The 18332-nt window shown below is 65.3% G+C and carries 19 protein-coding genes; 7 read left to right on the plus strand and 12 right to left on the minus strand.

What is annotated here, in order from left to right:
- Positions 1-12: 12 nt before the first annotated feature.
- The 6 genes from HYH08_RS26930 to murI form a co-directional block, all read right to left on the minus strand.
- Positions 13-1080, minus strand: coding sequence for a threonine aldolase family protein (locus HYH08_RS26930; RefSeq protein WP_220012851.1), 1068 nt, complete (start codon positions 1078-1080; stop codon positions 13-15).
- Between the two features lie 348 nt (positions 1081-1428).
- Positions 1429-2046, minus strand: a complete 618-nt coding sequence (rpsD, locus tag HYH08_RS26935; RefSeq protein ID WP_061882948.1) for a 30S ribosomal protein S4 — start codon at positions 2044-2046, stop codon at positions 1429-1431.
- Positions 2047-2246: 200 nt separating this feature from the next.
- Positions 2247-3014, minus strand: a complete 768-nt coding sequence (locus tag HYH08_RS26940) for an acyltransferase (protein WP_220012882.1) — start codon at positions 3012-3014, stop codon at positions 2247-2249.
- A gap of 110 nt (positions 3015-3124) precedes the next feature.
- The gene (locus tag HYH08_RS26945) at positions 3125-3508 is read right to left on the minus strand and encodes a cupin domain-containing protein (protein ID WP_220012852.1); all 384 of its coding nucleotides are present in this window, start codon (positions 3506-3508) and stop codon (positions 3125-3127) included.
- 69 nt (positions 3509-3577) lie between these two features.
- Complete coding sequence (locus tag HYH08_RS26950) at positions 3578-4351, minus strand: HpcH/HpaI aldolase family protein (RefSeq protein ID WP_220012853.1); 774 nt, start codon at positions 4349-4351, stop codon at positions 3578-3580.
- Between the two features lie 61 nt (positions 4352-4412).
- On the minus strand, positions 4413-5204 hold the full coding sequence (gene murI, locus HYH08_RS26955) for a glutamate racemase (protein WP_220012854.1): 792 nt from the start codon (positions 5202-5204) through the stop codon (positions 4413-4415).
- 164 nt (positions 5205-5368) lie between these two features.
- Between murI and HYH08_RS26960 the strand changes: the two genes are divergently transcribed.
- Together HYH08_RS26960 and HYH08_RS26965 are read left to right on the plus strand one after the other, a co-directional pair.
- Complete coding sequence (locus HYH08_RS26960; protein WP_220012855.1) at positions 5369-5920, plus strand: cytochrome b; 552 nt, start codon at positions 5369-5371, stop codon at positions 5918-5920.
- A 214-nt stretch (positions 5921-6134) separates the two neighbouring features.
- Positions 6135-6776 (plus strand): glutathione S-transferase family protein, encoded by a 642-nt coding sequence (locus HYH08_RS26965; protein WP_220012856.1) that lies wholly within the window; start codon positions 6135-6137, stop codon positions 6774-6776.
- A 7-nt stretch (positions 6777-6783) separates the two neighbouring features.
- On the opposite strand, the gene HYH08_RS26970 is transcribed toward HYH08_RS26965, so the two are convergent.
- Positions 6784-7590 carry a Crp/Fnr family transcriptional regulator gene (locus HYH08_RS26970; protein WP_220012857.1) on the minus strand — a complete coding sequence of 269 codons (807 nt, stop codon included), beginning with the start codon at positions 7588-7590 and terminating at the stop codon, positions 6784-6786.
- Between the two features lie 237 nt (positions 7591-7827).
- The gene (locus HYH08_RS26975; RefSeq protein ID WP_220012858.1) at positions 7828-8910 is read right to left on the minus strand and encodes a SecDF P1 head subdomain-containing protein; all 1083 of its coding nucleotides are present in this window, start codon (positions 8908-8910) and stop codon (positions 7828-7830) included.
- Positions 8911-9160: 250 nt separating this feature from the next.
- On the opposite strand from HYH08_RS26975, the gene HYH08_RS26980 reads away from it, so the two are divergent.
- A complete protein-coding gene (locus tag HYH08_RS26980; RefSeq protein WP_220012859.1) occupies positions 9161-11068 on the plus strand; it encodes an acyl-CoA synthetase in 1908 nt (635 codons plus the stop codon).
- A 162-nt stretch (positions 11069-11230) separates the two neighbouring features.
- On the opposite strand, the gene HYH08_RS26985 is transcribed toward HYH08_RS26980, so the two are convergent.
- On the minus strand, positions 11231-12400 hold the full coding sequence (locus HYH08_RS26985) for a M20 aminoacylase family protein (protein WP_220012860.1): 1170 nt from the start codon (positions 12398-12400) through the stop codon (positions 11231-11233).
- A 523-nt stretch (positions 12401-12923) separates the two neighbouring features.
- Between HYH08_RS26985 and HYH08_RS26990 the strand changes: the two genes are divergently transcribed.
- The gene (locus tag HYH08_RS26990; RefSeq protein ID WP_220012861.1) at positions 12924-13511 is read left to right on the plus strand and encodes a TetR/AcrR family transcriptional regulator; all 588 of its coding nucleotides are present in this window, start codon (positions 12924-12926) and stop codon (positions 13509-13511) included.
- 34 nt (positions 13512-13545) lie between these two features.
- Here the strand turns inward: HYH08_RS26990 and HYH08_RS26995 are convergent, their stop codons facing one another.
- The 3 genes from HYH08_RS26995 to HYH08_RS27005 all read right to left on the minus strand — a co-directional run bounded on the left by HYH08_RS26995 (position 13546) and on the right by HYH08_RS27005 (position 15971).
- On the minus strand, positions 13546-13842 hold the full coding sequence (locus tag HYH08_RS26995; protein ID WP_220012862.1) for a hypothetical protein: 297 nt from the start codon (positions 13840-13842) through the stop codon (positions 13546-13548).
- A gap of 100 nt (positions 13843-13942) precedes the next feature.
- Positions 13943-14593 carry a response regulator gene (locus tag HYH08_RS27000; RefSeq protein WP_220012863.1) on the minus strand — a complete coding sequence of 217 codons (651 nt, stop codon included), beginning with the start codon at positions 14591-14593 and terminating at the stop codon, positions 13943-13945.
- A gap of 7 nt (positions 14594-14600) precedes the next feature.
- Positions 14601-15971: a sensor histidine kinase gene (locus HYH08_RS27005; protein WP_220012864.1), complete on the minus strand. Its 1371-nt coding sequence runs from the start codon at positions 15969-15971 to the stop codon at positions 14601-14603.
- Positions 15972-16170: 199 nt separating this feature from the next.
- On the opposite strand from HYH08_RS27005, the gene HYH08_RS27010 reads away from it, so the two are divergent.
- Genes HYH08_RS27010 through HYH08_RS27020 form a run of 3 tightly spaced genes read left to right on the plus strand, consistent with a single transcriptional unit; the run spans position 16171 to position 18237 of the window.
- Positions 16171-16956, plus strand: a complete 786-nt coding sequence (locus HYH08_RS27010; RefSeq protein WP_220012865.1) for a MotA/TolQ/ExbB proton channel family protein — start codon at positions 16171-16173, stop codon at positions 16954-16956.
- Complete coding sequence (locus tag HYH08_RS27015; protein ID WP_220012866.1) at positions 16953-17639, plus strand: DUF2135 domain-containing protein; 687 nt, start codon at positions 16953-16955, stop codon at positions 17637-17639. Before HYH08_RS27010 ends, HYH08_RS27015 begins: the two co-directional genes overlap by 4 nt.
- Entirely contained in the window at positions 17632-18237 is a 606-nt protein-coding gene (locus tag HYH08_RS27020) for a hypothetical protein (RefSeq protein WP_220012867.1), read from the plus strand. The genes HYH08_RS27015 and HYH08_RS27020 overlap by 8 nt, the downstream gene beginning before the upstream one ends.
- Positions 18238-18332 lie beyond the last annotated feature (95 nt).

Below are 18332 nucleotides of genomic sequence, written 5' to 3' on the forward strand. Positions count from 1 at the left end.
AAAACGCTTTGATTACGCTCCCCGCACGATCTCTCTGACGTATCCGATCGTTTCCTCGGCCTGGGCCGCATTGACGTCGAGATGGGTGCAGGCGCGGATGCGGCCGTCCATCATCGCGAGTGTCACGCCGCGCTGACGCAGCGCCGCCACCATCTTGTCGCCGGTAACGCCGGCGCCATCGGGCTTGAAGAATACGAGATTGGTTTCGGGCTCCTGCACCTCGATGCCAGCGATCTGCGAGAGGCCGCGGGCGAGCGCGCGCGCATTGGCGTGGTCGTCGGCGAGGCGATCGACGTGATGGTCGAGCGCGTAGATGCAGGCGGCCGCGCAGACACCGGCCTGCCGCATCGAGCCGCCGAGCCGCTGCTTCCACTGCCAGACCGCGTCGACGAAGGCGCGCGTGCCGGCAAGCACGCCGCCGATCGGTGCACCCAGGCCCTTGGAGAAATCGATCCAGGCCGAATCCCAGCCCGCGGTCATGTCGCGGGGAGAGATGCCGCTCGCCACCGTGGCGTTGAGCAGGCGGGCGCCGTCCATGTGGGTGACGAGGCCGTGCTGCTTGGCGATCGCGACGATCTCGTCGAGCGCCGCTTTCTTCCAGATCGTGCCGCCGCCGATATTGGCGGTCTGCTCGACGCTGACGACGGTCTGCGCCGGCTGGTAGCGCGTGCGCGGATGCAGGGCTTTCCGGAACGTCTCCGGCGTGAACTGGCCGTCTGCGCCCTTGAGCTGCGTGACCTGGAAGCCGCCGATCGCGGCATGCGCGCCGCCCTCGCGGGCGATAATGTGCGCGGTCTCGTGCGCCAGAATCTCGTCGCCGGGGCGGCAATGCACCAGCGTTGCCGTGACGTTGCACATCGTGCCCGAGGGCATATAGACCGCGGCCTCCTTGCCGAGCAGATCGGCCACCCGCTCGCACAGCGCATTTACGGTCGGATCGTCGCCGACCTGCTCGTCGCCGACCTCCGCCCGCGCCATGGCCTCGCGCATCGCAGCCGTAGGCCTCGTCTGCGTATCCGACAGCAGATTGATGCGCACGGGCGGCGCCTTGGGATCGATCTTGGGAGGGGTGTAGAGCATGGCTGGTCTCGTCATTTCCATCTAGTCGAACGATTGCGGTTTCATGCGTGTCCCGATGACCTGGACTAGCTCCGAGAACGTTGAGCGACGCGCAGCCGCGCGGCGAGAAGGATGTCGTCTGGCGTCTCAGCTGTGAAGATATTGCAATCAGGCAGAGCGAACAGCCCCCGATATCGGCAGAACTGCTCGTCGCGGGACAGTGCATCCCACGCTTGAAGCGCAGCTTCAGTCGGTGCCGCCGAAGGCAGAATATTGGCGAATTGGTCGGACCTGCGAGCCATTAAGGCATGCTATCAAACGAAAAGGCCCCGGAAAACCGGGGCCTTTGAATGTCGTTCTGTCGAACTATCACCGCGAATAGAATTCGACGACCAGATGCGGCTCCATCTGCACCGGGAACGGCACGTCGGAGAGGCCGGGGATGCGGGTGTACTTCGCCGTCATCTTGCCGTGGTCGACTTCGAGATAGTCGGGGACCTCGCGCTCGGGGAGCTGGCTGGCTTCGAGCACGTGAGCGAGCTGCTTGGAGGCTTCCTTGACCTCGATCACGTCGCCGACCTTGAGCTGGTAGCTCGAGATGTTGACCTTGCGGCCGTTCACCTTGACGTGGCCGTGGTTGATGAACTGGCGGGCGGCGAAGATCGTCGAGACGAACTTGGCGCGGTACACGACCGCGTCGAGGCGGCGCTCAAGCAGGCCGATCAGGTTCTCGCCGGTGTCGCCCTTGAGGCGGCTGGCCTCGACATAGATGCCGTGGAACTGACGCTCGCTGATATTGGCGTAGTAGCCCTTCAGCTTCTGCTTGGCGCGCAGCTGCACGCCGAAATCGGAGAGCTTGCCCTTGCGGCGCTGGCCGTGCTGGCCGGGGCCGTACTCGCGGCGGTTCACGGGGCTCTTCGGGCGGCCCCAGATGTTCTGGCCCATACGGCGATCGATCTTGTACTTCGCCTCACTGCGCTTAGTCATCGCGTCCTCTTCGGTTGCATTGGTTTGAGGAAACGCGCCCTCCTGTGTGACAGGCTATAGCCCGGCACCGACAGGTCCGATCCCCAAAGCTTAAGGGAGCGGACCACGGGTCGCGAAACGCTTCGCGGGCCGAAATCGGCCCGCGAGCAGGCGGCTTTTAGGTGAGTTTGGGGTTCGCTGTCAATGCGAACGGCCCGGAATTACGTCCGGACCGCCCGGATCGGTTTCGGGTCCGCCGCGCGCAATTCGGCAGCGATTTCAGTGTTCAGGACCTGTTCCAGCCGGGTCAGGACCCGGGCGATGGGGGCAGCGTCCGTGACCCGGTGATCCCAGCGGATCACGACATGGATGGTCTGGTCCGGACCGACCACCCCGTAACTGACGATAAAGGGGCCGGGGGTGATGGGGTGGAGCTCGCCGCCGCCATAGGCGGCTACCGAGCTCACCGCAAAGCTGCCGAACCAGTTGCCGCGCTGGCGGCCGAAATTGAGCCCGATCGCCCAGGACAGCCGCCGCAGCGGCAGCGGCAGTCGGGTCGCCCGCATGATCTTGCGGAACATCGGGATATCGTCGATCGGCGCCGTCTTGGCCCGGCGGATCTCGGCTTCCACCGCGGCCAGAGCCATGGTTTCGGGGGAGGCGATTCGCTGCGGCAGGACGCATTCCTCGCCGGCCTCGACCCGGGCGACGGCAACCAGGGCCACGCTCTTCGGCAGCTCATAGAGCGAGGGCCAAGGCCATTTGGCGTAGACGGTGCGCAGGACCGGCTCGTCTTTTGCCACGAGGGCAAAGGCCTTGACGAAGATCGCGGCCCAGCCGGCCGGTGCCATCGCACCTGCGCGGGCCTCCTGCAGGGGACGGATATCGAGCGAACGGGAGAGCGAGACGAACGGCACGTCGATCGACGCGCGCATGAGGTCGCAAATCAGGCGGCGCGGCAGCGAAATGGTTTTGGCTTTCCCGCGCATCGTGCTCCGGTTCCAGCGGATGAAAATATAGGCAGCGAGTGGGTTCCCGCTCGCCGCTTCAAAATGCTCTAGCACGAACCAACCCGCCTGGGGCCGGTCGGTTCGCCGCATCAGGGCGCCGGCGAGGCCAGCGGCTTGGTCTTGTCGACCACGTAAACGCCCAGCACTTTCATGGCCTTGTCGCCATGAGCCTTGGCGTCGTGCACGACGCCGGCCGGGATCTGGTAGGAATCGCCGGCCTTCAGGGTTTTCTCCGGCTGGCCGTCGACAAGGAGATTCAGCTCGCCTTCCAGCACGTAGCCGGTCTCGATGCCCGGATGGGTATGGCGTCCGGCCGCGCCGCCCGCCGGGACTTCCGCGATGGCTGTGATGGTGTTGTAGCCGTCGGGGAATTCGACCTTCTGGAGCGGGGTGCGCTTGATGCCGGTTTGCTGGGCGTAGGCCGCGGCAGCGAGGCCGGCGAAGGTGAGAATGAGCAGGCTCTTTTTGAGCATCGATTGTTTCCTCCCTGGAACGCCGACCCTAGCAGCGTCGGCGCTCCCGGCAAGGTGGCAATCAGTTTGTCAGCGCCTGATCCCCTCGAACGCGGCCATGATGCCGCGCTGGAACAGCGACCAGTCGAAGCCGAGCGCGATGGCGCGGTAGCCGCGGTCGATCAGCTGGTTGGCCTGGTCGGCGGTGCGCGCGACCCCGCCGATCGGTACGCCGCTTCTGAGGATACCGGCTTCGGCGCGGGCAACCAGCTCCAGCAATTCCGGATCGTCCATCTGGCCGCGCTTGTTGATGGAGGTCGCGAGATCGCCGGGGCCGATCACCGCGACATCGATGCCGGGTGTCGCCATGATCTCGTCGATGCGGTTGACAGCCTCGACATGCTCGATGGTGACCATGCAGATCATCTCGTCATCGGCTGACGCCATGTAGTCGGGCATCGACTGGCCCCAGCGGAACGGGGCGTGGAAGGGGCCCCAGAGACGATCGCCGCGCGGCGGATAGCGGACGCTGCGCACCGCCTTCTCGGCTTCAGCGCGATTGGTGATCATGGGAAAGTTGATGCCGAAAGCGCCGATGTCCATCGGCGCTTTCGCAAGCCATGGCTCGTTCGCCGCGATCCGCACCAGGGGCGTGCACGGCGTGCCGGTGGTCGCCGCGATCATCGCATGCGCCTCGGTGAGGCCGATCGGGCCGTGCTCGAGATCGACGATGATCCAGTCGAGCGATCGCGCCATGATCTGCACCATCTGAACGCTCGGGATGGTCGCGATCGCCCCGAAGGCAGGGCGCCCCTCGCTCCACAATTGGCGGAGGCGATTGAGCGGCTTTGCGGGGACCGGCATGTGATGACCTGCGGAGAGATGGCGACGGCGAAGCCTAGCAGCGCGCCGTCGCGGCGCAAGGTCAGGCCACTGCGCGTCCGCCGAAGAACGGCGTCAGCGTGGCCGAAAGGCCATGCACACGGTTCGACGTAAAAATCATCTCTGCGCCGGATTGCGCGATGCCACCGGCGAATGGGCCGAGCAGGTCGGAAACGCGGCGGGCGATGGCGGGGGCTGGATCGATCCATTCGACCGGCCAGGGCGCCAGCTTCTTCATCCGATCGAGCAGCAGTGGATAATGCGTGCAGGCGAGCACCACCGTGTCGGTGCGCGCAGCCGGGTCCTCGCCGACGAAGCAGGGCGCGAGTTCTGCGAGGATGTCGCTGTCGCTGATCTGGTGGCCACCGAGCTCGCGTTCGGCGAGCGAGGCGAGCTCGGGCGAGCCGACCAGCGTCACCTCGCAGCCTTGGGCGAAATCGCGGATCAGCGCCTTGGTGTATTCGCGCTTCACCGTGCCCTTGGTGCCGAGCACCGAGACGCGCCGGGTCTTCGACCGCGCACAGGCCGGCTTGATCGCCGGCACCGTGCCGACGAAGGGCAGGGAATAAGCGGCGCGCAAGTGCGATAGGACCAGGGTGGACGCCGTGTTGCAGGCGATGACGACGAGGTCCGGATCATGCGTGCCGATCAACTCCCCCATCAGCGGCACCACGCGGGCGATGATCTCGTCCTCGGCGTGGTGGCCGTAGGGAAAGAAGGCATCGTCGGCGACATAGACGTAATGCGCATCGGGGCGCGCGGCCACGACCTCACGCAGCACCGTGAGCCCGCCAAGGCCGGAATCGAACACCAGGATCGTCGGGGAATGGGTCACGTCGCCTACCTTAAAAGCTCATGGTTACCATTCGGTTTTTGGGGCGGTTTTGCGGCCGGCTCCACTTTGGAACTATTCAATTTCGCGATTGGGGCACGTTCCCGCTATCAGCAGAGATGTTGCAGTGCGGATGGGGACAATTCCGCATAATTCCGGGGGCTGACATGATCAGAAACACGGGTAACAGCTGGGGTAGTCTGTCCCGATGGCTGCACTGGGTGCTGGCGCTGGCGATCGTCGGCATGATCGGCTTCGGCTGGTGGATGAACCACATTCCGGCGCGGCCCGACCGCTTCTTCTACCGCTCGATCCATGCCGATATCGGCTATCTGATCCTGCTGCTCACCGTGCTGCGCCTGGTCTGGCGCATCATCAACCCGACGCCGGCATTGCCGGCCGACAGCCGGCCCTGGCAGAAGCTCGCCGCCCGCATCAGCCATGGCGCGCTGTATCTGGCCGTCATCGTCGTCATCATGCTCGGCTGGGCGCATTCCGGGGCGCACACGCCCGATTATTCGGATTTCTTCGGCCTGTTTCACGTGCCGCAATTCACCTCGCCGGACAAGGCGACGGCGAACGCCTATGAGGACCGCCACATCCTGTTCGCCTATGTGCTGCTCGCCTTGATCGCGGTTCATGTCGTCGCCGCGCTCTGGCACCACTTCATCCGCCGCGACCGCGTCGTGGCACGGATGGTGACGGACGAAGTGGGTTAGGGATTTCCCAAACGCGTTGCTCTCTCTCCGTCATCCTGAGGTGCGAGGCCTGCGGTGCAAAGCACCGCAGGGGGAGCCTTGAAGGATGAACGGCTCAGATGCTGCCGCGCGGAGAGAACCGGGCCGTCGCCCTTCGAGGGCCGCTGAAGAAGCGGCCACCTCAGGGTGACGGTGATGGTAAGATGCCGCGTCACAACTGATCTCAGGAATCGCCATGCTCACCGTTCACCACCTCGGCAAGTCGCAGTCCGAGCGCATCGTCTGGCTCTGCGAGGAGCTCGAAATTGCCTACGAGCTGAAGCGCTACACGCGCGATCCCGTCACCATGCTGGCGCCGGCCGACTACAAGGCGTTGCATCCCGCCGGCACGGCACCTGTCATCACCGATCGCGAGGTGGTGCTTGCGGAATCCGGCGCCGTCGTCGACTACATCGTTGCAAAATACGGCAACGGCCGACTCGTGCTCGGCCCCGATGATCCCGCGTTCGCGCAGTTTCTGTATTGGCTTCATTTTGCCAACGGCACGTTGCAACCCGGCATGGGGCGGATGATGATCCTGGGCCGGCTCGATATCGCGAGGGACAACCCGACCCTGCTGGCCATGAGGGGCCGCCTCGATCGCGCTTACGACCTGCTCGATGCCAGGCTTCGCGAGGCCGACTATCTGGCGGGCAGCACCTTCACCACCGCCGACATCATGACGGTGTTCTCGCTCACCACGATGCGCTACTTCCGGCCCTATGATCTCTCGCGCTGTCCGAACGTGGTCAAATATCTCGGCCGCATCGGGGCGCGGCCGGCCTACCGGCGGGCGATGGAGAAGGGCGATCCCGGCATGGCGCTGCTGCTCGGCTGAGCAGGGGTCAGGCAATCCTGTTGGTCGTGGCCGCCCGCGCCGCGTTGAGCTGGTTCTGCAAGCGGTCGATGTTTTGCAGCAGGCGCTGGCTGGTCAGCACCAGGAAGTAATAGCCGAACTGCGGATCCTGAAAGTAGATCTCCAGCAGGCGGTCATAGGTGATCGCCAGCACCTGGCCGTCCTCGATGCATTCGATCGTTCCGGTGCGCCGGTTGTCCGGCGTCAGGAAGCCGAGCTCGCCCATCAGCGCGCCGGGTCCGATCTCGACGCCAATCTCCTTCACCAGGAACTTGCCGGTGACCGTGAGCAGCATCTCATTGGCAGCATCGCCCAGCTTGAACAGCGTGTCGCCGCGGCGATATTTGCGCTCGGTCATGAACGGCTTGAGCCATTCGATCGACATGTCGCCTTCGGCCGCATGGCGCGCCTTCTTCACCAGCTTGAGCATCTGCCGCAGCCGCAGCGCGTTGATCGGCAGCATCAGGAGATACAGCAGGAACGTCGAGACGTTGGCGGAGAGCGCACCGAAAATGGCGAAGAACGCGCAGCCGATCATGTTGGCGACGCGCAAGGGGACCATCGTCCGCATCAGGATGGTGGCGACGAAGAAGCCGGCGCCGACCGCGGCGAACAGATTGGCCAGCGTGATGTTGTGGACGAAGATCTCCAGCAGTTTGTTGAAGATCGCGTCCCAGGTGACGTTGTTCGGATCGAGGCCCATCTGGACCAGGATCTTCGCGATCCTGAGGTTGTCCGTCGCCGCATCGAGAATACGGTCGAGAATCGAGGAAATGTCTGCGCTGCCGGACGGCATGGTACTAACCCCGCGTAAGGCCTTCAGTCCTGGCCGGTATTCGCGACACCTATAGCCGAAATCGAATGACGGTCGCTTGAAATGAAGCTTTTGGCCGTCATGCCGCAAGAGGCAAATTGTAGCCCGATCGGGCGTTTCGGCAATTGCCCGTTGGTTGTGCGTATGGCCTTAGGGCGCCTATGATTCGGGGCTCCTGCGCCACGGCCGGGCGGAACGCCCCGTGAGGCGCAATCGCTGTTACGGCTTGGCGGCGGGTTGCACGACCTGCTGCTCGACGAGGACGAGGTGTCCCGGCAGCGACCCGGCGCGCAGCAGCATGGCGACGCTGCTTGCCTCCTCCAGGGTGAAATTGCCGGAGATCTGGACTGATCCGCCGGTGATCGGCTCGCGGATCACGGGGGCGGAAACCACCTTTCCGTCGAGCACGATGGCAAAGGGCCTGCCGACGTTCTCTTCGGTGACATGGGCAAAGCGCCGGGTGCCGCGGCCGTTGAAGCGGAACGAGGCGATCGGATCCTTCGTGCCGGTCGCAAAGCCGGGACCTGCATAGCTGATGTCGTCGCCGTCCAGTGCGCTGTCCTTGGCGACCAGATAGGGACGCTTGTCCTTGAAGCCGGGCAGGATCTCGGTGCCCGCGGGCGGCGTGCCGGACTGTGCCTGCTCGGCCGTCATCGAGACGTCGATCAGGCGGAAGCTGACCTTGACCTTCGTCGCGAAGATCGTGGCGACACGCTCGGGCTCCATCATGCCCGGCACGAAAATGCGGATGCGGTCCGCGCCATCAGGCTGGGCGCTGGCGAGCTGGATATCGGCGTCCTTCAGGCGCTGTTCGATCATGGTGATGGAATCTTCGACGAGATCGTGCAGAGCGGCGGCGGCTGCGGCTTCGGTCGGTTTGAGCCTGACCAGTCCGTCGCCACCGTCGGTCACTGAAATCGCATGTGATGGCAATCCCTCCGCGGCCGAGGCGAGCTTGCGCGCGAGCTGTTCGCGACCCTTGGCGTCCGCGATCCTCAATTCGACGGCGCCCTCACGGATCGCAAGACCGGAGAAGGCGATCTTGCCCTCGCGCAGGATCTTGTAGACGTCGTCGCGCAGATCCGTGACGACGCTCTCGCGCAGGCCGTCGGTATCGACCTTGTAGATGAGGCGCGAGCCGCCGAGCTTCTCCATCTTGTCGCTGATGAAGGTTGCGATCCTGGCGCGCATCTTGTCGACCTGGCTGTCTGAGGCGCGTGCCGTATGGGGCAGGGCGATCGCCGGTACCATGGCGAGCGCGGCGATCAGCCGGATGGTGCGGTCCCGCAGGGGCATCTTCATGATCACCTCGAGTCTTGCGGCAGGACGCTGGCAGGCTGGTCCAATGCATGTTCTTGGTCCCCCGATCGGGCGCGGAGGTTCAAAAAGCACCCGAAGCCGGATGCGACCACTGTGACCGTTAGGCCATGGACGAACGGGCTATCATCCATCATTCTGTCCGACGTCGACCGGCCATCGGTCGAGGTCCCGCCGACCAAAATGTCGAAAAGACAGGCGGCGGGGACATGCATCTGAGGGAGGACGAAATTCCATGGCGGGCATCCACACGCTCGATCGGCTGATCGGCAGCGACTATCCGGAATTGGCGACCGACGAAGAGGTGCGGGCCTTCGAGCAGGTCCCTTACGCCGACCGCGTTGCGGCCGAGAGCACCTATGACGCCATCAGGCTTGGTGCGGCGCGCAACCCCGACGGGGCGGCGATCCAGTTCCTGCAAAATGCCGATCCGGCCGATACGCCTGTCGTGGTGACGTACCGCGACTTCATCGCGCGCGTCACGCAGGCGGCCAACATGTTTCACGCGCTCGGCGTCGAGAAGGGCGACGTCGTCAGCTTCATGCTGCCGCTGGTCCCCGATGCGTTCGTGACGCTGTTCGGCGCCGAGGCCGCGGGCATCGCTAATCCCGTCAATCCGCTGCTCGAGCCGCACCAGATCGCCGAGATCCTGCAAGCGGCGAACACGAAAGTTCTGGTGGCGCTCGGGCCGATGCCGGGCACCGACATCTGGCAGAAGGTCGAGCAGATCCGACCCTCACTCAAGCACCTCAAGGCGGTCGTCCAGGTGTTCGGCGGCGGCGATCCCGCGAGCGGCGTCTTTGCGTTCAACGACCTGATCAAGCAACAGCCGTCTGACCGGCTTGTCAGCGGCCGCAAGATTCTCGGTGGCGACATCGCCGCCTATTTTCACACCGGCGGCACCACCGGCACGCCAAAGCTGGTGCGGCACACCCACGCCAATCAGGTCTATCAGGCCTGGGCGCTCAATCTGCTGCTGAAGCCCAAGCCCGGCGCCAACATGCTGTTCGGCATGCCGCTGTTTCATGTCGGGGGATCGCTGACCCAGGTGCTGCTGACGCTGTCGGCGGGCGGCTCCCTGGTCGTGCTGTCGCCCAGCGGCTGGCGCAATCCGAACGCGGTCAAGAACATCTGGCGGCTGGTCGAGCGCTTCAAGGTCGAGGCGCTGTCGAGCGTGCCGACGGTGCTGGCTGCAACGCTCGCGGTGCCGCCTGGCAATGCCGACATATCGAGCCTGAAATATGCAGCCGGCGGCGGTTCGGCGATTCCCGTCGCCGTGGGATCGGCGATCCAGGAAAAACTCAAGCTGCCGGTGGTCGAGGTCTACGGCATGACGGAGACGTCGAGCGTGCATACGCTCGCTTATCCCTCGCGGCCGATCCGGCTCGGCTCCGTCGGTCTTCCCATGCCTTACGCCCGAGTCCGCATCGTGCAGTTAGACGCCGACGGCCGCCTGATCCGCGACTGCGCTCCTGACGAGATCGGCGTCGTCATCATGGCCGGGCCCGGCGTGTTCGGTGGCTATCTCAACGACGAGCACAACAAGGGCGCCTTCGTCGACGAGGTCTGGGTCAATTCCGGCGATCTCGGCCGTCTCGATGCCGACGGCTATCTCTGGATCACCGGCCGCGCCAAGGATCTGGTCATCCGCGGCGGTCACAACATCGACCCGGCGCCGATCGAGGAAATCATGTTTCGCCATCCCGCCGTCGGCTTTGCCGCGGTGGTCGGCCAGCCCGATGCCTATGCGGGCGAGCTGCCGGTTGGCTATGTGCAGCTGAAGCCCGGCGCGACCGTCGAGCCGGGCGAGCTCGAGACATGGGTGCGCGAGCGCACGCCGGAGCGCGCGGCTGTGCCGGTGCAGGTCATTCCGATCGATCCGATGCCGGTGACCGGCGTCGGCAAGGTGTTCAAGCCGCAACTACGTTGGGATGCCGCGCAGCGCGTGTTCGCGAAGGTGCTGACGCCGCTGATCGAGCGCGGCATCGACTGCAAGGTCAAGGTCGGTGCCCATGGCAGCCACGGCTCGATCGCCACCGTGACGCTCGCGGGCTTGCCGCCGGACCAGCGCGATGTGGTCGCTGGCGAGGTGCACACGCTGCTTGCGCCCTTCGTGATGCGGCATGAGGTGGTGCAGGTGTAGTCTCTCGCGGCGAAGACGTGCGACGCCTATGTCCGGCCGGACGGGATGATGTTCGTCAGCGACTGGAACGCCGGCATGCACGTGCTGCAATATGAAGGGTAACGTGCCGTGCCCACCCTGCGCAGTGGGGGGCACGCTACGCTTTGCCTACCTACAGACCCACTATGCCGGCATCCGCGTCTCGACCAGGCGGGCCCAGAACGAGGCGCCGTGGCCAAGGATGTTGTCGTTGAAGACATAGGCCGGGTGGTGGCACTCGTTGCCGTCGCCCATGCCGACCAGCACCATCGCGCCGGGGCGGGCCTCCAGCATGAAGGAGAAGTCCTCGGCGCCCATCATTGGGATGAACTTGTCGTTGACGCGATCGGCGCCGACGATGTCGCGGGCGATGTCGGCGGCAAGGCCGGCCTCGCGCGCATGGTTCATGGTGACCGGATACATCCGCGTGTACTTCGTCTCCGCCGAGCCGCCATAGGCACGGGCGATGCTGTCGGCGACTTCGCCGATGCGGCGCTCGACGAGATCGCGCACCTCAGGATCGAGCGTGCGCACGGTGCCAGCGAGCTCGGCCCTTTCGGGGATGATGTTGAAGGCGGTGCCGGAGTGAAACTGCGTGATCGAGATGACCGCGGATTTCAGCGGATCGACGTTGCGTGCGACGATGGATTGCAGCGCATTGACGATCTGCGAGCCGATCAGCACGCTGTCGACCGATTTGTGCGGACCGGCGCCGGCGTGGCCGCCCTTGCCGTGAACGATGATCTGGATGTTGTCCGAGGACGCCAGCATCGGGCCGGGCGTGGTGGCGAAATGGCCTTCGGGCAGGCCGGGCATGTTGTGCATGCCGTAGACCTCCTGGATGTTCCAGCGCGTCATCAACCCGTCCTCGACCATGGCCTTGCCACCGCCGCCACCTTCCTCGGCGGGCTGGAAGATCACGACCGCGGTGCCGTCGAAATTGCGCGTCTCGGCGAGATATTTTGCGGCACCCAGCAGCATGGCGGTGTGGCCGTCATGGCCGCAGGCGTGCATCTTGCCGGGGATCTTCGAGGCGTAGGGCACGCCGGAGGTTTCCATGATCGGCAGCGCGTCCATGTCGGCGCGCAGCCCGATGGTCTTGCCGGAGGCCGATTTGCGGCCGCGGATCACGCCAACCACGCCGGTGCGGCCGATGCCCGTCACCACCTCGTCGCAGCCGAATTCGCGCAGGCGGTCGGCAACGATACCGGCGGTGCGGTGGACCTCGTAGAGCAGCTCCGGGTTCTCGTGGAAGTCATGGCGCCAAGCGGCCATTTCGTTGGAAAGGGCGGCAATACGGTTGACGATGGGCATCGGGAGGGGTCCGTTTCTTATGATGAGTTCGGAAGGTGGGGCAACCTAGCGTAACCCACCGCCGTGTCACAGGAGCTTGTCGGGCGGCTGTCCAGAGCCGGGGGGAGCCCGCCGGGGGGCCCGCGGCAGCTCCGGGGCTCAAAATTAACTGTCAATCACGGATCATTGACTGACAGATATTGAAATCTGTCAGCGAGACGTGTATATCCGTTCCCGGACGCTCCGATTGGGCGTCCCGTGGTCATCCCTCCCGGGGAGCCGAGGTCCGAGACAACAACGGATCGAGGGCCGTCATTGAGAGGTGGGGACCGCGGACGAATGGAGACTTAAGACAATGACGACCGAAATCATCAACTTCACCGGCGTGATTGGGCATTGGCTCAATTTGCTGGTGGCGCGCCAGATCGCGGCGCAGGCTGCAAAACTGCCTCATTAAGGCGAGAGCTTTCCGAAACGACCGGCACGGGCGCTTCGGAGATGGCGCCGTCGCCGGGTGAACCCTGAACGGGAACAAGGTGCTGGCATGAATGAAGCCGTGATCCTGACGCCGGAGCGGATCCTCGAAGTCACCGAGGACGTCTTGCGGCGCTACGGACTTGCCAAGGCCACCGTGGTTGACGTTGCCCGTGCGCTCGATGTGAGCCACGGCAGCGTCTATCGCCATTTTCCGAGTAAGGCCTCGCTGCGCGAGGCCGTCGCCAAGCGCTGGCTCGATCGCATCGACGCGCCGCTGCTGGCGATCGCCAAGGAGCAGGGCCCCGCGCCCGACAGGCTGGACCGCTGGCTGCGCACGCTGTTCGCGGCCAAGCGTTCGCGCGTGCTCGACGACCCCGAAATGTTCGAGACTTATCTAACCCTGGCGCGCGAAGCCTGCGCCGCCGTCAAATGCCACAAGGACACCATGATCGACCAGATCGCGGGGATCCTGGCCGACGGCGTCAAGCAGGGCGTGTTCGCCGTCGACGACGTCAAGACGACCGCGCGCGCGATCTTCGATGCGACGGTCCGCTTCCATCATCCGGCTCATGCCGACGAATGGAAGGATGCGGATTTGCCTGCCCGTGTCGATGCGACGCTCGCGCTGGTGCTGCGCGGGTTGAAGGCCTGTTAGACCGCTGCAGCCGTTCGAGACGCGCTGCAGCCAATCAACCTCTGACCTTGTTCAGGATGACGCCGTCGCGAGCTGACGGCGAAGATGTGCGCGCGCGGAAAGCGGCGGCGGACGATGGGACGACCGGCGGGCTTTCCGGATACGCATTGATCGCGATTTCGACGTCGTCCTTCGACCGTTTTCGAAGCCGCTCGAACGTGAGTTCCTGATCGAGCGCCGGGCAGCGGAAATGGACCACGGCGGTATCGGGCAGGCGGCAGAGTTCGTCGATGAGATCGCCCACCGTGATGACCGCAGGATGGGCGACTGCCTTGTGATGACCCTTACTCATGACTTGTACTCCTTCAATCTGCTAACTGGAACGGAATAGCCTCTGTTCCTATCCCCCTCGCAGATTGAGAGAATTTCGCGGCAATGCGGCCGTCAGGCTGCTAGATCCGCGTCAGTCCGCAGCTTGCCGCCAGCCGAACCAGTTGCGCATCGGTGCGCGCGCCGGTCTTGGTCTTGATCAGATAGTGATAGTTCTGGACCGTTTTGACGCTGAGATTGAGATGGGCCGCGATCTGCTCGGTGGTGGCGCCGCCGGCGAACTGGCGCAGGATCTCGATCTCGCGCTCGCCGAGCTGATCCAGCGCTGAGCCTGCCGACAGGCTATCCTCGGCCAAGATATGCGCGATGTCGTCGCTCATGGCGCGCTCGCCGCGCGCGACGCTGCGGATCGCGGTGACCACAGCGGTGGGTTCGCTGCTTTTGGTGACGAAGCCGCTGGCACCGGCGCCGAAGGCGGCCTTCACCAGCACCGCCTCGTTGTGCATGGTGAAGACGAGAATGCGCGCCCGCGGATTGCGCGCGCGGATGTTGCGGATCGCTTCCAGCCCGCTGGCACCGGGCATCGAGATATCGAGCACGACGACGTCGGGGTCGTGCGCCTTGAAGGCGCCATAGGCATCCGCGGCGTTGTCGGCCTCGGCGACGACATGGAGATCACCCTGGCTTTCCAGCACGCGGCGGTAGCCTTGCCGGACGATCGGGTGATCGTCGACCAGCAGCACGGAAATGCCTGTTGTCGCGACCTCGCTCATCCCGGCCTCATGCAGCGAGCGGGATGGTGGCGGCGACGCTGAGGCCGCGACTGGCCGATAGAATCGACAATGATCCGCCGGCCGCCGCAACGCGCTCGCGGATGCCGGTGAGGCCGAAGCCGGCCGATTGCGCAACGCGCTCCGCGTCGCCCCCGCCGTCGTCCTCGACGCGGATCAGCAGCGCATCGTCCTCTCCCGCGCGCCGCTCGACGCGCAGGGAGATCTCGCGCGCCGCGCTGTGACGCAGCGCATTGGTCAGGCATTCCTGCGCGACGCGATAGGCGGTGGTGGCGGCCGGGCCGCTGATGTCGGCGAGGTCGCCCTTGAGATCGAGCTGGATCGTCGGCCGCGCCGCGCTTTGCGAGCGCCAGCTGTCGACGAGATTGACGAGGCTCGCCTCGAGCCCGAGCTCCTCGGGCAGGGGATTGCGCAGCCGCTTCAGCGCATCGCGCAGCGAGGCCATGAGATGGTGCGCGGCCTGCGAGATCATGCGCGCGTCCTGCGCGATGCCGCTGTCCTTGCTCTCTTTGGTGCCCGCCGTCTCGATGGTGTTGGCGAAGGCGAGGATGGCGGAGAGGTTCTGGCCGAACTCGTCATGCAGCTCGCGGGCCAGCGCGCGGCGCTCGTCGTCGCGGATTTCGATCAGGCGCCGGGTCAGCGCTGCCCGCTGCTCGGTCGCTTCCTCGAGCCGGCCGCCGAGCTCGCCGACGGCGCTGCCGATCATCGCCAGCTCCATCGAGCGGAAGCGCGGCAGCCTTGTGCGGTACTGGCCGCGCGCCATGCGCTGCAGGGCGGTGACGATGGTCCGCGCCGGCGCCAGCGCATGCGCGATTGCGAGCGAGGCGAGCAGGGCGATCGCCGCGGCCATTAGCAGCGCAACGTCGATCACGTTGAGGATGTATTCCCAGGCGAGCGAAATGGCCGCGGCCGCGTCCGGCGTCGCGACGACGGTCCCGGCGGTTGCCGCGCGGGGACTGACGGGGCGCACCACCGCAGCGTGGCTGCCGAGGAAGATCGGCACGACGGACGCAAACCAGCGCGGCGGCGTCTTGCCCAGCCCCTCGCTCTGGCCGCAGAGCGGCTTTTCGAACGCGATCGCCGGCTGGAACTCGACGCAGACGCCGGGCGAGATCAGCTTCATCGTCTCCAGCGTGCGCCACTCAGGAACCGGCAAAAGCTGCTCGCGCGTTCTGCTGCTGCGCAACAGGAACTCGTGCCAGTACAACGCCTGAAGCGCCTGCGCGACGCGCTGCGCCGAGGCTGCGGTTGCCCGATCGACGCTGCGATAGGCATCGAACGTGGCCCACACGGTCGCCGCACCCAGGCACAGCGCCACAATGAGCAGCAGACGGGCGACAAGCTGAAGCACGAGGCGCATGCGATCACCCCCGACGTTTGGTAAGCTCAGCCTAACAACGCCGCCGTGCCTTGCCAATTGCGGGGAACGGCGGGACGGCAGCTCGGGCAAATTTCCCAAGCCGGATTGGGCATGGGTCTTTGGACCCCAGACGGCGGCTTTGATCTAATCGGGGTGGAATCGTTGCAGGCCAGGCCCTGCAGGTCAGGAGCGGTGCAGCATGAGCTCGATGACGATGGGACCGATGGCGCGGCAACCGGCCGACCCGTCCGAGCGCAGCGCGCTGCTGTTCTGGATGATCTTCACCGGGCTTTCGATCTTCGCGGTCGTGCTGCTGTGGCGCTTCGGCCTGATCCGCCTGATGCTGACCTCGGATCGCACCTACATTTCCAGCGTCATCGCGGTGCTCTATGTCCTCACCTGCGGCCACTGCTTCCTGCGCACGCGGGCGATCGCGCGTGAAGGCGCATCGGCCCAGCGCTGCCGCGCCGCGCTTGCCGCGCCCGAGGGCAGCAAGGTGCTCGACACGGGCGCGGCAACACTGCCGCGCGGGCTGGTGCGCGACCACATCGAGAGCCTTGTGACCAAGGCCGCCGCCCAGGACTACCGGCCGGTTGACCAGACCCTGCTGCTGCGGACGCTGGCCGACCGCCTGCGCGGCTCCAACGGCTTCGGGGCCTTCGTCTCGGATACGCTGACGAAGCTCGGCCTGCTCGGCACCATCATCGGCTTCATCATCATGCTGGCGCCGATCGCGGGGCTGGACGCCGCCGACAAGGTCGCGATGCGCTCCTCGATGGGCCTGATGAGCGACGGCATGGCGGTCGCGATGTACACGACGCTCGCCGGCCTCGTCGGCTCGATCCTGGTGCGCGTCCAGTACTACATGCTGGATGCTGCGACCCAGCGGGTGTTTTCGGACGCGGTGGTGCTGACCGAGACCTATGTGACGCCGGTGCTCGAGCGCAAAGGCGCTGGACTTAAAGGCGCTGGAACGGCGTCATGATGGACGACTTTGGTCTCTATCCGCGCGAGGAGCCGTTCGACCCCTTGGGCGTGATGCTGTTCAAGGCGCTCCAGGTGATCGCCTTCCTGTTCTTCCTTGCGCTGCTCGCGGTCTCGCCCGATGCCAAGGACGGCAAGATTGATTCCAAGGCCGAGTTCATGATCACGCTGGACTGGCCGGACAACCATCCCGACGATCTCGACCTGTTCGTGCAGGATCCCGCCGGCAACATCGCCTGGTATCGCCACCGCGAGGCCGGCTTCTTGACGCTCGACCGCGATGATCGCGGCGGCGCCAACGACTTCATCATGGTCGCCGGCAAGAAGATCGCGTCGCCGATCCGCGAGGAGATCGTGACGCTGCGCGGCATGATTCCCGGTGAATACACCGTCAACGTCTCGCATTTCGTCGCCACGACCGGCGAGCCCGTGACGGCGAATGTGAAGGTGCAGAAACTCAATCCGACCGCGCAGGTGGTCTTCGACAACAAGTTCACGCTCGACCACACCGGCGACGAGAAGACCGCGGTGAGGTTCCGGCTCGACGCTGAGGGCAAGGTCATCGATGTGAACCAGCGGCCGAAATCACTGCTGGAGACGTTCCGCAGCACATGGCGCAACGGCGCCGATCTCGACCCGCGGACCGGTGTGAGCAGCAACGCCAAGAGGGTGCGCCGTGACTAGCCTGCAGACGGTCATCCTCACGCTGTCGGTCGCCTATGCCGTGATCGGCGCGCTGCTGCTGGTCGTGCTGGTCTTTGCGCGGCTGCACTGGTCCTTCAAGGCCGTCGCGGTGGTCGTGACCAGCGCCTTCTATGTCGTCAGCTTCACTGAAATGCGCGGGCTGCTCGGCTGGGCCAGCACGGATAGGCTGCCCACCTCCTTCAAGCTGCTGAAGGCCCGCATCGTCGAGCCGCATTCGCTGGAGGGCGATCCCGGCTCGATCTATCTCTGGGTCGAGCAGCTCGATGAGGACAATCGCCCGAGCGGCATCCCGCGCGCCTTCCGCGTGCCCTACAATGACAGGCTCGCCGACAAGACCCATGCGGCGGAGAATGAGATCGCGCTCGGCCATCCGCAAGGCGGCCGGGCCGCCGATTTCGGCGGCGGCGACGGCAGCCTGATCGATATGGTCCGGGAATATGTGACGCCCAAGACCATTTTGGAGACCACCGGCGGCGATTCCTCGACCGGTGAATTCCTTGCGCCGCCGGCGGGTGCGCAAGGCGCGGTGTTCACCCCGATCCCACCGCCCCGGATGCCGCCAAAGGACGAGCAATAGGCCCTTCACCATCCCAGAAGTCGCGCGCTGGTCAACCGCGCTGCGCTGGCGCATGTTCTTGACGTCCCTCAATTTGGCCTTATCGGCTTCCAATA

Origin of the sequence: Bradyrhizobium sp. BR 10289 (assembly GCF_019455385.1) — a bacterium.
In the GTDB taxonomy this organism is placed as follows: Bacteria; Pseudomonadota; Alphaproteobacteria; order Rhizobiales; family Xanthobacteraceae; genus Bradyrhizobium.

Coding starts and splice junctions, on each gene's coding strand:
- HYH08_RS26930 (WP_220012851.1), bottom strand. CDS start 1,080: ATGCTCTACACCCCTCCCAAGATCGATCCCAAGGCGCCGCCCGTGCGC.
- rpsD (WP_061882948.1), bottom strand. CDS start 2,046: ATGACTAAGCGCAGTGAGGCGAAGTACAAGATCGATCGCCGTATGGGC.
- HYH08_RS26940 (WP_220012882.1), bottom strand. CDS start 3,014: ATGCGCGGGAAAGCCAAAACCATTTCGCTGCCGCGCCGCCTGATTTGC.
- HYH08_RS26945 (WP_220012852.1), bottom strand. CDS start 3,508: ATGCTCAAAAAGAGCCTGCTCATTCTCACCTTCGCCGGCCTCGCTGCC.
- HYH08_RS26950 (WP_220012853.1), bottom strand. CDS start 4,351: ATGCCGGTCCCCGCAAAGCCGCTCAATCGCCTCCGCCAATTGTGGAGC.
- HYH08_RS26960 (WP_220012855.1), top strand. CDS start 5,369: ATGATCAGAAACACGGGTAACAGCTGGGGTAGTCTGTCCCGATGGCTG.
- HYH08_RS26965 (WP_220012856.1), top strand. CDS start 6,135: ATGCTCACCGTTCACCACCTCGGCAAGTCGCAGTCCGAGCGCATCGTC.
- HYH08_RS26970 (WP_220012857.1), bottom strand. CDS start 7,590: ATGCCGTCCGGCAGCGCAGACATTTCCTCGATTCTCGACCGTATTCTC.
- HYH08_RS26975 (WP_220012858.1), bottom strand. CDS start 8,910: ATGAAGATGCCCCTGCGGGACCGCACCATCCGGCTGATCGCCGCGCTC.
- HYH08_RS26980 (WP_220012859.1), top strand. CDS start 9,161: ATGGCGGGCATCCACACGCTCGATCGGCTGATCGGCAGCGACTATCCG.
- HYH08_RS26985 (WP_220012860.1), bottom strand. CDS start 12,400: ATGCCCATCGTCAACCGTATTGCCGCCCTTTCCAACGAAATGGCCGCT.
- HYH08_RS26990 (WP_220012861.1), top strand. CDS start 12,924: ATGAATGAAGCCGTGATCCTGACGCCGGAGCGGATCCTCGAAGTCACC.
- HYH08_RS26995 (WP_220012862.1), bottom strand. CDS start 13,842: ATGAGTAAGGGTCATCACAAGGCAGTCGCCCATCCTGCGGTCATCACG.
- HYH08_RS27000 (WP_220012863.1), bottom strand. CDS start 14,593: ATGAGCGAGGTCGCGACAACAGGCATTTCCGTGCTGCTGGTCGACGAT.
- HYH08_RS27005 (WP_220012864.1), bottom strand. CDS start 15,971: ATGCGCCTCGTGCTTCAGCTTGTCGCCCGTCTGCTGCTCATTGTGGCG.
- HYH08_RS27010 (WP_220012865.1), top strand. CDS start 16,171: ATGAGCTCGATGACGATGGGACCGATGGCGCGGCAACCGGCCGACCCG.
- HYH08_RS27015 (WP_220012866.1), top strand. CDS start 16,953: ATGATGGACGACTTTGGTCTCTATCCGCGCGAGGAGCCGTTCGACCCC.